Origin of the sequence: Lysobacter sp. Root916, assembly GCF_001429785.1 — a bacterium.
Lineage (GTDB): Bacteria > Pseudomonadota > Gammaproteobacteria > Xanthomonadales > Xanthomonadaceae > Lysobacter.
Window position 1 is genome coordinate 350,005 of sequence record NZ_LMJF01000015.1, and the last position, 15,167, is coordinate 365,171.

16 protein-coding genes and 1 tRNA gene are annotated in these 15,167 nt (G+C 66.6%); 13 read left to right on the forward strand and 4 right to left on the reverse strand.

Going from position 1 to position 15,167, the window contains the following annotated elements; translation table 11 throughout:
- Positions 1-7: 7 nt before the first annotated feature.
- The 6 genes from lspA to ASE35_RS18195 all read left to right on the forward strand — a co-directional run bounded on the left by lspA (position 8) and on the right by ASE35_RS18195 (position 4,835).
- The gene (gene lspA / locus ASE35_RS18170; protein ID WP_057164694.1) at positions 8-511 is read left to right on the forward strand and encodes a signal peptidase II; all 504 of its coding nucleotides are present in this window, start codon (positions 8-10) and stop codon (positions 509-511) included.
- Positions 512-531: 20 nt separating this feature from the next.
- Positions 532-1,482: a 4-hydroxy-3-methylbut-2-enyl diphosphate reductase gene (gene ispH / locus ASE35_RS18175; protein WP_056175923.1), complete on the forward strand. Its 951-nt coding sequence runs from the start codon at positions 532-534 to the stop codon at positions 1,480-1,482.
- Positions 1,483-1,609: 127 nt separating this feature from the next.
- Positions 1,610-1,685, forward strand: a tRNA-Thr gene (locus tag ASE35_RS18180).
- Between the two features lie 162 nt (positions 1,686-1,847).
- Positions 1,848-3,317, forward strand: a complete 1,470-nt coding sequence (locus ASE35_RS18185; protein ID WP_157489554.1) for a hypothetical protein — start codon at positions 1,848-1,850, stop codon at positions 3,315-3,317.
- Between the two features lie 365 nt (positions 3,318-3,682).
- Positions 3,683-4,165, forward strand: a complete 483-nt coding sequence (locus ASE35_RS18190; protein ID WP_057164696.1) for a hypothetical protein — start codon at positions 3,683-3,685, stop codon at positions 4,163-4,165.
- 70 nt (positions 4,166-4,235) lie between these two features.
- Positions 4,236-4,835: a hypothetical protein gene (locus ASE35_RS18195; RefSeq protein ID WP_057164697.1), complete on the forward strand. Its 600-nt coding sequence runs from the start codon at positions 4,236-4,238 to the stop codon at positions 4,833-4,835.
- A 215-nt stretch (positions 4,836-5,050) separates the two neighbouring features.
- On the opposite strand, the gene ASE35_RS18200 is transcribed toward ASE35_RS18195, so the two are convergent.
- On the reverse strand, positions 5,051-5,323 hold the full coding sequence (locus tag ASE35_RS18200) for a hypothetical protein (RefSeq protein WP_057159611.1): 273 nt from the start codon (positions 5,321-5,323) through the stop codon (positions 5,051-5,053).
- Positions 5,323-5,673 carry a hypothetical protein gene (locus tag ASE35_RS18205; RefSeq protein WP_157489555.1) on the reverse strand — a complete coding sequence of 117 codons (351 nt, stop codon included), beginning with the start codon at positions 5,671-5,673 and terminating at the stop codon, positions 5,323-5,325. The genes ASE35_RS18200 and ASE35_RS18205 overlap by 1 nt, the downstream gene beginning before the upstream one ends.
- A gap of 343 nt (positions 5,674-6,016) precedes the next feature.
- Between ASE35_RS18205 and ASE35_RS18210 the strand changes: the two genes are divergently transcribed.
- Entirely contained in the window at positions 6,017-6,295 is a 279-nt protein-coding gene (locus ASE35_RS18210) for a hypothetical protein (RefSeq protein ID WP_056175908.1), read from the forward strand.
- 285 nt (positions 6,296-6,580) lie between these two features.
- On the opposite strand, the gene ASE35_RS18215 is transcribed toward ASE35_RS18210, so the two are convergent.
- Positions 6,581-7,021 (reverse strand): VOC family protein, encoded by a 441-nt coding sequence (locus ASE35_RS18215; RefSeq protein ID WP_057164698.1) that lies wholly within the window; start codon positions 7,019-7,021, stop codon positions 6,581-6,583.
- 306 nt (positions 7,022-7,327) lie between these two features.
- Here ASE35_RS18215 and ASE35_RS18220 point away from each other — a divergent pair, with 306 nt between their 5' ends.
- Entirely contained in the window at positions 7,328-7,981 is a 654-nt protein-coding gene (locus ASE35_RS18220) for a glutathione S-transferase family protein (RefSeq protein WP_057164699.1), read from the forward strand.
- Between the two features lie 303 nt (positions 7,982-8,284).
- Here the strand turns inward: ASE35_RS18220 and ASE35_RS18225 are convergent, their stop codons facing one another.
- Positions 8,285-9,781 (reverse strand): alpha/beta hydrolase, encoded by a 1,497-nt coding sequence (locus ASE35_RS18225; protein ID WP_082611357.1) that lies wholly within the window; start codon positions 9,779-9,781, stop codon positions 8,285-8,287.
- 145 nt (positions 9,782-9,926) lie between these two features.
- Between ASE35_RS18225 and ASE35_RS18230 the strand changes: the two genes are divergently transcribed.
- From ASE35_RS18230 to ASE35_RS18250, 5 genes are all read left to right on the forward strand, one after another.
- Complete coding sequence (locus ASE35_RS18230; protein WP_057164700.1) at positions 9,927-11,639, forward strand: sensor histidine kinase; 1,713 nt, start codon at positions 9,927-9,929, stop codon at positions 11,637-11,639.
- Complete coding sequence (locus ASE35_RS18235; protein ID WP_057159608.1) at positions 11,627-12,328, forward strand: LytTR family DNA-binding domain-containing protein; 702 nt, start codon at positions 11,627-11,629, stop codon at positions 12,326-12,328. The genes ASE35_RS18230 and ASE35_RS18235 overlap by 13 nt, the downstream gene beginning before the upstream one ends.
- 297 nt (positions 12,329-12,625) lie before the next feature.
- The gene (locus ASE35_RS18240; RefSeq protein ID WP_057164701.1) at positions 12,626-12,943 is read left to right on the forward strand and encodes a hypothetical protein; all 318 of its coding nucleotides are present in this window, start codon (positions 12,626-12,628) and stop codon (positions 12,941-12,943) included.
- 272 nt (positions 12,944-13,215) lie between these two features.
- Positions 13,216-13,605 (forward strand): hypothetical protein, encoded by a 390-nt coding sequence (locus ASE35_RS18245; protein ID WP_157489556.1) that lies wholly within the window; start codon positions 13,216-13,218, stop codon positions 13,603-13,605.
- Between the two features lie 71 nt (positions 13,606-13,676).
- Positions 13,677-14,795: a hypothetical protein gene (locus ASE35_RS18250; protein ID WP_057164703.1), complete on the forward strand. Its 1,119-nt coding sequence runs from the start codon at positions 13,677-13,679 to the stop codon at positions 14,793-14,795.
- Positions 14,796-15,167: the final 372 nt, after the last annotated feature.

The window sequence follows — 15,167 nt, forward strand, 5'->3', positions numbered from 1 at the left end:
CAACACGATGTCGCAACTCCCCAGCAAGAACGCGCTGCCCTGGCTGATCGTCTCGGTCGCGGTGATCGTGCTCGACCAGCTCAGCAAGGCCTGGGTGCTGTCCTCGCTGCCCGAATACACCGCCATCCCGGTCATCGAAGGCGTCTGGAACTGGTACCGCACCTACAACACCGGCGCCGCCTTCAGCTTCCTCAGCGACGCCGGCGGCTGGCAGAAGTACTTCTTCGTGGTGCTGGCGGTGGCCATCAGCGGCCTGCTCGCGGCCTGGCTGCGGCGCACCGCGCGCGGCGACTGGAAGACCGCGCTGCCCTACGCGCTGGTGATCGGTGGCGCCCTGGGCAACGTCATCGACCGCCTGCTGCACGGCCACGTGGTCGACTTCATCCAGTGGCATTGGCAGGAGCACTACTGGCCGGCCTTCAACCTGGCCGACTCGGCGATCGTGGCCGGCGCGGTCGGGATCGCCCTGGTCGGCCTGTTCGCGACACCCCCGGCCAAGCCCAAGGGCTAGGGCAGGAGTACAATCGGCCCATGGACGTCCTGCTCGCCAATCCCCGCGGTTTCTGCGCCGGCGTCGACCGCGCGATCGAGATCGTCAAACGCGCGATCGAGACCCTGGGCGCGCCCATCTACGTGCGCCACGAAGTCGTGCACAACCGCTTCGTGGTCGACGACCTCAAGCACCGCGGCGCGATCTTCGTCGAAGAGCTCGACGAAGTGCCCGACGGCGCCACCGTGATCTTCAGCGCCCACGGCGTGTCCAAGGCCGTGCGCGAGGAAGCCGAGCGCCGCGGCCTGAAAGTGTTCGACGCGACCTGCCCGCTGGTCACCAAGGTCCACCTGGAAGTCTCGCGCCACTGCCGCGCTGGCCGCGACGTGATCCTGATCGGCCACGAAGGCCATCCCGAAGTCGAAGGCACGATGGGCCAGTGGCGGCGCGAAGCCGGCTCCGGCCGCATCTACCTGGTCGAGGACGCCGACGACGTCGCCGCGCTCGACGTCGACCAGCCCGAGAACCTGGCCTACACCACCCAGACCACGCTGTCGGTGGACGACACCCGCAGCGTGATCGAAGCCATGCGCGCCAAGTACCCGGCCATCCAGGGCCCGCGCCACGACGACATCTGCTACGCCACCCAGAACCGCCAGGACGCCGTGCGCGAACTGGCCGCAAAGTGCGACCTGGTGCTGGTGGTCGGTTCGCCCAACAGCTCCAACTCCAACCGCCTGCGCGAGCTGTCCGAGCGCGAGGGCGTGGAAGCCTACCTGATCGACGGCGCCGTCGAGATCGACCCGGAATGGGTCAAGGGCCGCAAGCGCATCGGCATCACCGCCGGCGCCTCCGCCCCGGAAGTGCTGGTGCGCGGCGTCATCGAGCGCCTGCGCGAACTCGGCGCGCAGCGCGTCAACGAGCTCGACGGCGAGCCCGAGGACATGGTCTTCGCCCTGCCCAAGGAACTGCGCCTGCGCCTGGTCGGCTGAGGCCGGGAGCGGGCAGGGCGCCTTACGGCCCGGCTGAATTGACCCGCCCCGGTGCCCAACCCTACAATTCACACCCCCGCGGCCTGCCCGCGGACGCCCACGCCGCAAGGCCAGGGCCCGCAACACCGCCGGAATAGCTCAGTTGGTAGAGCGGCGCATTCGTAATGCGTAGGTCGTAGGTTCGATTCCTATTTCCGGCACCATAAAAATCAAGGGCTTGCAGCGCGATCTCGGCCTGCAAGCCCTTTTTTTTGGTGCTGCGCGACGATGCGAATGTCGATGCTGTGGGCCGAAGCTTACAGCGGCGTATCCGCTGATAACCTTCTGGTAGGGGGTCGCAACGCGCGACGGAAAGGACTAAAAAAATGGCATCACGGGTAGTGCGCAGCGCCGTTCTGGACGTCGGGCTGACATTTTCGTTGCTTTTCGTGTCCGCGGTCGTTGGCGCGCAGACGCCGACTGCCGCAACCGCCGCGCCGCTGGAATCGGATGCCGCCAGGGTCGTGCGCTACACGCGCGCACTTGAGACATCGCCTGATAGCGCCGAGGCGCGTGAACTCCGCCAATGGCTGACGAAATGGGCGGACGAGACGCCCGATTACGTCGTCAATGTTTGCGACGTACTCGATCTCGTCAAATCGGACGGGGACACGGTACCCAATACCAGTGAATTGTTGCTGCAGTCGATTTACGGAAACGCCGCGTTCCAAGTCGAAAACGGCGCGAAATCCGATGAGTTGTCGAAACAGGTCGCCGCGGTCGAAAGCACGCTGCGCGCGTATGCCGCGTTCCTCGCCAAGGACGCGAAGGCGAGGGCGCCCCACCTCGACGCGCTGATCGCGAAGCGGGACGCGGGCAGGTTACGTGCGTATTTGGCACCGATCGTGGAGAAGAAATGCGACAGCGCCTCCGCTACCGACGGCCCTGTCGATGCGTCCAGACCGTCCAAGCAGCCGTTCCTAGGCGGCTTCCTGCGTGAATCGCACGTGGTATATCCCCTCAAGGTCGAGGGGTGGGAGATGCGGGGCGAACAGCGCTACGACACGCAGGAAGCCGGCGCCTCCGTTCGCTTCCAGCGGGCGGGTGACAAACAGGGTTGGATCGACGTCTACTTTTACCCGGTCGGCGTGCTGACCGACGCGGAAGTTGCGCAGATGGCCGGCGTCGAGCGCCAGAACCTGCTCGATGCTTGGGGAAAGACGATGACGGGTCCGCAGGACATGACGGCGTTGAAGGCATTTGCTGTGCCGATCCAAGCAAGAGCCAAGGGCAAGGCCACGCACGGCGCAAAGGCCGATGACATCACCGTCTACGCCGTCGACTTCGCCTATGTGCGCGACGGCAAGGCGCTCAGCTCGGCGATGATGTTCGCCGTCGACCGCATGTACGCCATCAAGTTTCGCTACAGCGCCGAAGCAGCGAAGCACACGCGCGCCCAACTGCGCCAGGATCTGGAACAGTTCGCGCAGAGCATGCTGCCGCGGCTGCAGATCAGCAGCACAGGCAACTGCTGGTCGCCGCCGCCGATCGAAGCCCTGGCCAAGGATGCGAAACCGCCGGAGAAGGCGCTGGTCACTTCGTCGCTCAACGGCGTAGCGGTGGCATGGGTACTGCCCGGCCGCGTCGTCGCGCGCGACCCGTCGCATCCCACGGCGGCCGATACGCAGGCCATTGCCCTGTCGCTACAGGGGCGGCTTTACGACGGGTGTGCCAGCGCGGAGCCGCTCCTGCCCGACGTGAAGGACGGCATGCGCGAACTGCGCTTCGAGTACGGCACCGGAAAGTCGGCCCCAGTGGAACGCCCTCTGAGGATCCAGCGTTCGGGAGCGGGTTGACGGCGGGATGATCAGAAAAGCTCAGCCCGGCAGATGGGGTGCCGGTGCGGAAGGGGAGCAACAAAGTCGGGCCCAAAGGTAGGTGTCCCGGTCCTGCCCCTCCCGACCTCCGGGTAGGAGCGGCGCAAGCCGCGACCACGAACCCCACCTGCCGCAAAAACACCGACCCCCCGCTTGGCGCTTCTAGCCCCCTCCTTTGAAAAAGGAGGGCTGGGGAGGATTTGCTCTTGCCCCACCTTCCGCCTAAACCTAAAGACGAGCCTCAGGCCCGCCTCGGAACTTTCACAACCCCCGCGCCGCCGCCAATCGCATCACCCTGTCGCTACACTCCCAGAACGCACCACCCAATCCATCCAGGAGCCCCCATGCGTTTTCGATTCCTGTCGTTCACGCTAGGGCTGACGCTCCCTCTCGCAGTGTTAGCCGCTCCCCAGGCCCCCGACATCGTCGGCGCCTGGACCTGCGGCCCTTACGAAACACCCGGCCCCGACCTCTCGGCTTCGACCATCGACCGCCGCGTCTACTCCGACAACGGCTACTTCACCGAGCACAGCTTCGTCACCTACACCCGCGAAGGCCTGCAAATCCGCACCGAAACCCGCAACACCGGCACCTGGTCGCTGCAAGGCGACTTGATCGAAGTACGGTTCAACTCGTCGAAGTTCCTTTCCTCCGACCATCCCGCGTTCACGGTCGCCCATGGGCAGGCCACACTGGATGCCATGAGAGCCCGCAAGAACTCGGATACAAAGCGCATCCTCCGGTTCGACGGGCAGAGCATGGTCACGATCCCGTTGGGTTCGATGGACGCGCAGGGCGAAGTGCAGGTGTCCTGCAGTAGAGGTTGATCGTCGCTGACGCGGGCGAGATGCCTGTCAATGCATGAAAAGTCGGGGGGAAGCGATGAGACGTTGGGTAATGGCGTTCGCCATGTGTGGCGCGGCCGGTGTGACGTTCGTGGGCGAAGCCAAATCGGAGCCGGTTCCAAGCGCGTGCTTTCCTGCGCGCATCGGCGATCTGGAGGCCTTCAGCTTCTCGAAAGAGGATCACGACGCGCTGCGCCGGGATCGCCTGGGGAAAATTTTCGGCTATAACGCGCGCCCCTACCGGACCGCGCTGACGGTATACCTCATGGACAAATCGCGGTCCGCCAGCGTGGAAACGGAATTCAGAGGGGCCGAAACCGAAATCGTGGCGGCGCATCCAGGCATGGAAATCGTTACGCGCAACTTTGCGCAGATCGTCTTGGCGGGTCACCCCGCCCCTGGGCAGTTGGGGCTCTACCGGTGGACCAAGGAGAACGAGGACGTCGGCTCCGTTCTGTGGATAGGCGAGTCGCCCAGCAGGATAGTGAAGATCCGCCTCTCGTTCGTCGCACCGAAGCCGGCCGATCAGGCCGCCGCCGCGATGCAGTACGCCATGAACGCCCTGGGCGACGCGGCGAAACATATCTGCGAGCCCGTCTCATCGGATGTGGATGATGCGTTCGAGAAACCGTCGCCTTCAAAAGCTTCGTAGGCCCACCCTATGCTCCCACCCGCACTGACAGATCACGCCTTCGATCGCCTCGTGTCCTTGCGCGATGCCTACTGCCTCATGGAACGCTTCGCGTCGGCGTACCTGGCCCGCGGCGGGTTGGCATTGGGGCGAAACAAAAGCGGCTCGGTCAAGGCTGTGACCGAGCCGCTGCAAATCCAACGATGGGCCTGGAGCAGAGCTGGCGCGCGTGGCGCCTAGTTGCAACTGCCCTTGTGCTTGGCGCGAACCCCGCGACAGCGGAACATCCCGTTCTCCAACTGCACGCAGGTATCGAGCTTCGGGTACGTACTCACGCAGCGCTTCGCCGCTTTGGCGGCGGCCTCGACATTGCGGGTGGCGGCGGCCATCGCTTCTTCCAGCGTAGCGCCATCGCCGGTCACGACGACGCCGGCATAGGCTGGCAATGACAGCGCTAGCAGTGTCCCCAAGAGGAGCGGTGCGATCGCCTTCGGCTTTCTGGCGTTCATCACTGGCCTCCCGCCAAGAAGGCTTTGGCGGCCGGGCCGCTCAGGCCGTTCGCCGCCTTGATCAGATTGTCCAGGTCCGAAGGCTTGTTGGCGCAGCTGCCCTTGTGGTTGGCGCGGATGGCCTTGCACTGGAAATAGCCCGCGAACTTCGCCGACTCCTCACAGGTGTCGAGCGACGGATAGGCGGATACGCAGGTGCCGTGCGCGATGGCGGCTTTCTCGACGGCGGCGACGCTCTTTTCCAGAGCGACGCCGAGGTCCTTGTCGACGCCGTACACCGGCTCACCCGCCGCAGCCTGTCCGGAAAACACGGCCAACCCCAAGGCCGTTACGATCAAAATCCGATTCATACATCCCCCTGTATGCGTAGTTTTGAAAGCCCTACGGTGCCGGGTGTGCTGTGGCTGTCCCCATCGGCACCGCGCAAGGATGCTAACCAGTGGGGTAGGGGCTTCGCAAATGAGTCCGCCGGTCCGAGGGGGCGGCGGACTGTTAATCCGCCCACGCGCCAGTTCGGCATCGCCGAAACAGGGGGCAGGGTGGGGGCTACTTTCTAAAGGCCGACTTCAACGCCTATTCCCCGTTCGGCGGCCACTGGCTTTCGCACAGCTCCTGTGCCAAATCCATCGCATTGACACGTTTCCTCCGTCGAGACCAGACTTCCCCCCGTATTCCACGCCGACGGGGGCTGTGATGGGGCACGCATTGCTTGCGTTCGTAAAGTGGTTCTTCGCCGCGGCCATAGTCGGCGTGATCGCCGGTGGCGTCATCGGAGGCATGATGGGGACGGACGTCGACTCGTCCTACCGGGCAGGCCAAATCGTTGGGGTCCTCGTCTGGCCCATCGTGCTCGTCGTCGCCATCGCCGGCACTTGTTTCAGCGTCTCTCGCGAAAAGAAGCGGCATGCTCAGGCCCTGGCCGGACCCCGCATCAGCGATCAGTACCGCAACGACCGTGACAACGGCGCCTGACGATCGGTTCCGAAGCGCGCATGGCTTGAACCGCGGTCTTGCGTGGAGTACACGACGACGCCTGCCACAGCGGCTGGCGACTAACTGCCGCGTGAGACCGCGCCCGGCCAGGTCTTGTACGGTCCGGCGATTAGGCTTGTCGCGCGAGGCTTGCGTGCGGCATGCCCGAAGCTGCGCATGACCGGCGGGGCCTTGCGGTCGGAACTAGTGCCAGGTATCGCGCTCAGCAGGGCCGTGCCGATTGACGCCGCTTCAAGATCGCTCGATTTGGCATTCGACCGGCTTCTATCGCCCGAGCTCTTGCGCAAGCCCGATGAGTATCCCCTCGGGCCCCCGGATGTAGCAAAGCCGATACACGTCCTGGTACCGGACCACTTCGCCGACCAGCGTCGCGCCGCGTTTGCGCAGCCGGGCGAGCGTGTCGTCGATGTCCACCACAGTGAACATGACGCGCAGATACCCGAGGGCGTTCACCGGAGCGTTGCGGTGATCGGCGATTACAGGCGGCGCGAGGAATCGGGAGAGTTCGAGCCGGCTGTGGCCGTCCGGCGTGCGCATCATGGCCATCTCGACGCGCATGTCGCGCAGGCCGGTGACGCCGTCCGCCCAAGGCCCTTCGATGGGAGCACGCCCTTCGAGCTCCAGGCCCAGTTCGGTGTAGAACTCGATGGCGGCGTCGAGGTCGTCCACCACGATGCCGATGTTGTCCATGCGCTTGATGGTCATGAGGTCTCCTGGAGCTGGGTTGAATCGCGCCGGGAAGGACGGATGGGCGACGCCGGCGTCGATTGCTGATGGGAGCGGGGCACGGATCGATAGTCCAGCGGCTCAGACTCAAGGTCAACGGCCGAGTCGCCGCTCACCGGCGCCCAGGCGTCCTCACCGTACTATCGCGGGGCGAGGGCGGTCCAGGTCGAAGCTGAGGGCCGATGTGTGCGAAATCCTTCCCGGGCTCATGTCGAATTCGGGTCTGCCTGTTCGTCGCCATGGTGTAAGCAGCCAAATCTCCCCCATGCCACCAGGAGCACGCCGATGACCGTCACCATTACCGCCTTCGAACGATCGCCCGACGGGGGCAAGGGCCTGGCGCGCGACACGCGCGTGCGCTGGGCGCTGGAGGAAGTGGGGCAGCCTTACGAGGTTCGCCTGGTGTCGTTCCGCGACATGAAGGAGCCCGCGCACCTGCGCCTGCATCCCTTCGGCCAGATTCCCACCTTGGAGGAGGACGACCTCGTCCTGTTCGAAACCGGCGCGATCGTCCTCCATCTCGCCCAAAGCCGGCCGGGCCTGCTGCCGGACGACGCCAATGCGCGGGCGCGCGCGATCGCCTGGATGTTCGCCGCGCTCAATACCGTCGAACCGCCGATCCTCGATATCGTCGTCGTCAAGTTCCAGGAAGGCGACAAGCCCTGGGCGCAGGAACGGCTGCCGCTGGTGATGGACCGTATCCGCGCCCGGCTGGTGCAGCTGGCGGCGCGGCTGGGCGATGCCGACTGGCTCGACGGTGCGTTCAGTGCGGGCGACCTGATGATGGTGTCGGTGCTGCTGCGGCTGAGGCCGTCGGGCTTGCTCGACGAGTTCCCGAGCCTGGCCGCCTATGTGGCCCGCGGCGAAGCGCGGCCCGCCTATCAGCGCGCGTTCGCCGCGCAGTGGGCGGTGAATGCCGCCCCGCCGCCGGCCGCTTGACCGAGCCGTTCACGCCTGGCGGCCCAAGGCAGAGTCCGCTCTCACCGCTGCGGTCGCGCCTTCTGTGGGAGCGACGCGAGCGACTGACATCCGGAGTGGCTGCGCTGGCGGCCGAAGCTTCAATCGCGACTCACGTCGCTCCCACAGAGAGCAAGCGGGCAGCCATTGGTCTGCGATCGGCGGGCCAGAAGTTCCTGCAGCCATTGCGAGTTCCGACTGGACAGCGCTTGAGCAACATTCGTGTCGTCTTCGCTTTGGAGTGCGTTCAACGCCGCCAGGCTGTCCCGGCGGCGCTTCGAACGCTTACAGCTCGGACTTGCTGGTGATGAACACCGGCAACGGCACGTCCAGCACTTGATCGGCGACCGGTCGGCCGGCGAGGAAGTTGGCGATGCTCTCGGCGATGCCCGCGTTGCCCAGCCACAGCTCGTTGTCATGGCTGGCGCCGCGAACCAGCAATTCCTTGCCCTGGCTGAAGCCAGGCCGCAGCGCCTGCGCGTTGGCGTGCGGTGTGCGGCCGTCCAGCGTGCCGCTGACGAAAAGCACGGGCACATCGCTACGCAGCGGCCCGCGGAATGCCTCCCCCAGATCGACGAGTCCTAGGCCGTCGGCGAGTTCCGGGAACGGGAAGTTCAAGGCGTCGCCGAGCATGCTTTCGCGCGCCTGTGCCTCGACCAGGGCGCGGCGCTGGGGACTCTGGCCGGATGCCACATCCATCGCCAGCGGCATGGCCCGGAATCCGCCCAGTTCCTCGCGCACCATCAGGACGAAGCTCGCCAGCAGGCCATAGTCGCCAGCTTCGGCTTCGCGCAACATCAGCGGCAGCATCCGCTGGGTGGAGCGCCGGCCCAGCGCAATGGCGATCGCCAGCTTCGCGTCGTACTCGCCGATGGTGACTTTTCTGCCGCCGTGCTTGGAACTGCTGCCTTGGGCCGGTTGACGACGCAGCGTTTCCAGCACGCGTCGGGCCGATCCTTGCAGATCGTCGAAACCGTCCTTCTTGGCGATGACGGCCAGATCCGCCAACAAGGCATCCGCGGCCAACGGCAACTTGATCGTATCGTCAGGCCCCTCGGAGCCCATCAGCACCACACGCTCAAGGCTCGGGCCGTGTCGGCGCACGGTGGCCAGCGCCAGATGCGTGCCATAGCTCATTCCCCATAGGCTGATGCGCTTCAGGCCCATCGCACGCTTCAGGGATTCGATGTCGTCGGCGCTTTCGGCCGTGGTATAGGCGGCCAGGTCGACGCCGCTCTTTCGCCATTCGGAGATGCAGCTGACGGCGGTTGCGCGCAGCGCTACCAGCGCGGCCTCGCGCTGCAGCGGTTGGGCGTCGTCGAAGCGATGCGCGTGCGAGCATTCCGGGGGCATGTCCGAAAAGTCCGTGCCGCGCTGGTCGAGCAGCAGCACATCGGTCTCGCGGCGGATACGGTCGAACACCGGCCAGCGCGGGCCCAGCGCCGTCCCGAAACCGGAGCCGCCCGGGCCACCGGCCAGGTAGACCACGGGTGCGCTGCGGCCGTCGCCACCGGTCGCGGGCAGGCGCACCACGCGCAAACGGATGCGCGGTCCGTCGGGCTGGCTGTGTCTGCGCGGCACCTCCAGAAACGCTTCCTCGGTCGCGATCGTGCCATTGCCCTTGGTCTCCATCGCGTAGGGCTTGAACACCAGCGGCGCCTGCGCATCGCGGGCCAGTGCCGGCGATGCGCAGGCCAGTGCGATACACAGCGCCGCCAGGCGTCCGGTCCGATGCGGGGGCGTACCGCGTTTGCCGACAACGAATAGCGATTTTCCGAACATGGCGAGCTCCGATTGGGAGAGGATCTGGACGTGGCCTTCGCCACGGGATCAGCATCCGCTTCGACGCCGCGGCCAGGCTGCGCCGGTCCGCCGAACAGCTCCAAACGGCTGTCCAGTGTCTCCGTGCCGCCGATAAGATGGAGGCATGCAGATCTCGCGCACCACCTTGGCCGTACTCGTCGTGTGGCTAGCCGCCGTCGCCGCGTGGCTGGTCGTTGCGAAGCCCGACATGAAGACGGTGCGGATCCTGACCGGGGAAATGGCGCCCGCGACGATGTCGGCGGCCGGCGAACTACCGCAGCGCCCACCGGCCGACGCGGATTGGCGTCCGCTCGATCAACGCGTGCTTGCGGGTTGGCGCGACCCCTATTGGCTGCGCTGGCGATCGACCGCGCCGGCGACGCAGGGCGGTGCCGACCGCGCGTTGCGCTTTTCGCTGCGCGGCGCCAGCCGGCTCTACTGGAACGGTCAGCCGTTGGCGGGCAACGGCATCGTGGGCCGCACGGTCGCGGAGGAACGTCCGGGCCGCCTCGACATTGTGCGCGTGCTGCCGCCATCGGCCGGGGCCGGGACGGATGAGCTGGTCGTGCTCGCTTCCAGTCAGCATCAAGGCCTGCGGCTGCTCAGTGCCGATGCCTTTGCCGTGGTGGCTCCCGCTGAGCTGCTCTACGGCCAGGCCATGCGGCCGTGGCTGATTGCCGCCTTCGCCACCGGTGCGCTCGCGGCGGCGTATCTGTATTTCCTGGCGGTCCAGCGCGGCCGTCGGCGCAGGCCTGGCGCTCGGCTGCTGCTCGCGCTCTGCGCCGTCGGACTGGCCTTGCCGATGATCGAGGGTTGGCGCGCGCTGGTGGGCTATGCCTATCCGTGGCATGGCCCGCGCCTGTTCGTTCTGCTGGGTTTGCACCTGGCGGCGGCGATGTTGCTACCGGCCTACCTGGCGCGCCACTTCGGCCTGTCCGTGCCCATGGGCGTGCGCATCGCCTATCTGGCGACGCTGGTGGCGGTCGCGGCGTTCATGCCCGGCTTCGATGCGCGTTCCGCTGCGGTACTGCTGTTGAGCCTGCTCGCCTCGGCGGGCGTGCTGCTGCGCGTCCATGGCGCGCAGGAGGAACGTGGACCGATCCTGGCGCTGGTGCTTGCCGGGGCTTTGGCGATGGCGGTCGCGCACGGCGCTTTCCTCGACGGCCCGTATTTCCTGTTGCTGGCGATACTGATGGGCTTCCTGCTCTTGCGCCACGCCGCGCAGCTGCGTGCCTTGGATCGCCACAATGCGAAGCTGCGCGAAGAGCGCGCCCAGCTTTCTCTGCAGCTGTTGCAGCGGGGCATCCATCCGCACTGGCTCATGAACACCTTGACCTGCCTGCAGGAGTTGATCGAGCAGGCGCCGCCGCGCGCCAGCCGTCTGGTCGAGTCGCTGGCCGAGCAGTTCGACCGGCTGCGCGACAGCAGCACCCGCCAAAGCGTTTCGCTGGAGGACGAATTGGCCTTGTGTCGCAGCCACTTGGATATCGTCGGTCTGGCCTCCGATCACCCGCTGTCGCTTGAGGTCGATGCCGACGACACTCGCTTGTCGTTGCCGCCGGGCATCCTCCATGCCCAGATCGAGAATGCGCTGACTCACGCCGGCACCGGGGCCTGCGCGCAGCATCCGTTCCGATTGCGAGTAGATCGCCAGAACGATCGCTGGACCCTGGAATTGCGCAGCGCTTGCGGATCGGCGCCGCACCGCGGTCGCGGCACCGGCACACGTTATATCGAGGCCAGCCTGGCCACCGCCTATCCCGACGGCTGGCGCTTCGTCCAGGGCGTCGATGGCGCCGATTGGTGCGGTCGGATCGAGCTGACATGCGCATCCTGATCGTCGAGGACGAACCGCTGGTGCGCCAGCGTCTGTTGCGCCTGAGCACGGAACTGGCCGGCGCGCGTGCGCGTTTCGATGCGGTTGCGGACCTGGAATCTGCCGGGGACAGACTTCAGCGCAGCGTCTACGACGGCATCTTGCTGGATCTGAACCTTGAGGGCGAGGATGGTTTCGAACTGCTGCGGCGTGCGGTAGCCGGACGCTACCACTGCGTTGTGGTCTCGGCCCATCGCGAACGCGCGCTGCAGGCTTTCGAGCACGGCGTGCTGGATTTCGTTCCCAAACCGTTCTCGCGCGAACGCCTCGGCCAGGCACTCGAGCGGCTGCTCGATGTCGGTCGTTATCGCTCCGGCCGTGCCCGCTACCTCGGCATCTGGCGCGCCCAAGGCACGGCACTGGTCGAACTGGCCGACGTGGTGTGGATCCGCGCGGACGGCGACTACAGCGAGTTGCGCATGCGCGACGGCCGCAGCGAATTGCACGACAAATCCCTAGCCGGCCTGACCGGCGTGCTGCCGCCCGATTTCGTGCGCTGCCACCGCTCCTACCTGGTCAACCTGCGCCATGTCCGCACCCTGCATGCCGGCTCGGGCAGTCGTTACTGGCTGGTGCTGGGCGACGGTGCGGAGCTGCCGGTGGGACGCGTCTATGTCGGGGCGCTGCGGAGCGAGCTCGCGCTTGAGTGAGGGAGCAATAGCGCAGTGCTCGCGTTGGCCTGTGTCGACCGACAGGCCGAGTCTGCTTGCTTGGCTAGCTCAGGCCGCGCCCGATGATGCGACGCCCCGAGCGGTGTTCGACAGGGATGGGCGCGTCGATCGACCTCGGCTGCGGACGTCTATGTGGCCAATGGCGCCGCGCGGACGGCCTGCCGGCGCCGCGCGGCGCCGAACCGTAGGCCGGTCGATGGTTTCGCTTGGGGGGCGGGCGCTAGGATGCGCGAACGCCCCGGCGCGTAGTGGGGCATTCGCGATGGCTCTGGTCCTATGATCACGATCCCCCACTGGTGGCTACCGCTGCTGCTGTTCGCGGTCTGGTCGCTTTGGGCGTTCGCGGCCATCGCCGAGTTGCGCGCGAAGGAACTCCGTGAGGGCGTCGCCAAGGAGCTGCGGGGTGGGGTCAGCGTGGTGCCGGTGCTGCCATTGTTCCCGCTGGGCTTCTGGGGTGCGGCGGCGCTGGTGGACGTATGGGCCGGACCTTGGGGCACCGTGGTGATCGGAGCCTTGCACCTGTTGTTTGCGCTGGCGATGGTGTTCACCCTGGTGCGCGATCTGCGCTACTGCCTTGGGCGCGAACGCACCTAGCGTCGACCGCGGGCATCCGAGGCTAGCCGACGGCCTGGCGGCCGGAGGCGGCGCAAAAATCCGATCAGGGGTAGGGCAGCAGACAACGCTTCATGCGACGGTCGCGGTTCGGTGGTGGGTCAAGATCTGGTGCCGGTGGCGCGGATGCGGTCGCAACTCAGGATTGGCGTCGAAATCGCGGTAAAGGTGCAGGTTTTCTGCTTTCACGACGGCCTCAAACGACCATGCTAGGCTCTTGCCATCCGGACGCCAACCATCTCCAGGGACGGTTCATGCGCAAGCAATCGATCACCTTTGGGGTTACCGCCCGGCTCGCGCTGCGGCGCGTGCGGGTAAGCGTCCTGTTGATCCCCCTCCTACTATCGGCCTGCGCCATGCACGAGACTGCGAACTTCGATTCGGCTGCCTGGAAATCGCAACGCGGCGCGAAGCCGCTGGATAACCGGCGCGGCTCGATGGTGCCCGCGCTGGCCAAGGCGATCACCGACGGCATGACCCGCGATGAGGTGATCATGGTGTTGGGCGAGCCCGACTCCAGCAACACCGCGACCGGCATGGACATCTACGAACTGGGCGTCTCCGACGCCGGCATCGACGAAGAGTATTACGAGGTCCGCTACCAGGACGGGCGCGTCACATCGCGCCGCTGGGCGCGCAGATAAGGCCAGCCGCCGCCGATCGCGGGGAGCGGATCGCGCGGCGACGAACGAACGCAAGCGAAAAGGAGAGCGCGATGCCGGATCCACGTCCCAACCTCAGCGATATCCGGACGAACTATCAGGTCGCCGACGATGAGGTCATCACCTATCGCCCGCGTGCGTTCGGTGCGTTCGATATCCCGTTCACCGACGGCCGCGAGATGACCAAGACCGAAGGAGCCTTGCTCGACCGCCTGACCCGCGACCGCGGCCTGGTGGGGCTGAGCGGGTTCCGCGACATCGCCCGCGAAGCTTTCGCCGAGGGCGAGCGACGCTTTCCTGACAATCCGGTGCCGGCCGGCGTTCCCGCCGACCGTGCGCGCGAGTGGCAGGGCAACGACGGTCATCGCGACGCGTTCCGGCATGCGTACTGGAGCGCGCGTCTGGCGCAGGAGTACGGCCCGGAATGGGGCAAGGCCTTCACCACCGCGCACGAGGGTTTGCCCGGCAATTGGGCCAACCGCGAGGCGATGGACCTGTACAACAACTCCATCGGCAACCAGATCGGCGCGGCCAATCGCAATGCGACGCCGCAGGAGCTGGCCAACCTGATCGGGCAGCAGTTGGATCAGGGCAAGCTGGTGGTGATGAACAGCGGCGGCAACATGGAATGGAGCGACCGCGTGCGCGTGGGCCAGCACGGCCTGTCGCCGGATGATGTAATCGGCCCCAAGCTGCCGACGCCAGGCGCGGTGTCCACCGACAGCCGGGTCAGCCTGAACACCCCCGATGCGCCCGGCGAGCGTACTGCGCTGGCCGCGCTGGATCCTAACGTCGCACGCATGCGCGAGGATCCGATGTACGGGCAGGTGGTCGCGGCGATGCGCACGCACGGCATGGCCGACGATCAGGTGGCGGCCAACTTGTATGCGGGCGCGAAGCTCAAAGGTTTCGACACGGTGACCGGCATCCAGCCCGGCAACGCCGTGGTCGACGCCAACGGCCAGCCGGACCGCAACCTGTTCGTGTTCGACGGCAGCAAGGGCCCGACCGGTCCGAACTACGCGATGGTCAGCGAGAATCAGGCGCGCGGGGTACGCGAGCAGGACGCAGCGAGCGTCGCGGGGCAGGCCCAAGTCAGCCCCCAGGTGCAGACCCAGCTCGCTGCCGCGCAGACCACCGAGCAGCCGGAGCATCGCAAGGCGATGGGCTAGCGGACGCAGCGCAGACCGCGCGGGCGTCTGCTCGCGGGGCTGCGGGCGAACCGCACGCGCTGAGTTTGGGCCGACGCGGCCATCGGCGGGGTCCAGACTCCGCCGTCGTGGCTCCCCGGGTGCGGTGCCTATTCCCGCATCCAGTAAAGCGCGTTCGACGGTGCGGCATTTCGATTCCAGGGGCTGGGGGCGAGGCACGAGGCCAGCCGACCGCGGATGCACTTCTGTTCGTAATATCCGATGCGCTACCCTGATAGAGGGGGATCGCAAGGCGTCTTACCGGGCTGGCGCGGCTTCGTGCCGGGGCCCGTAAGCGCAGTTCATTGCGGCGCGGGCGGCCGGTGGCTTCGGTGACGGGCGCACGCGAACGTC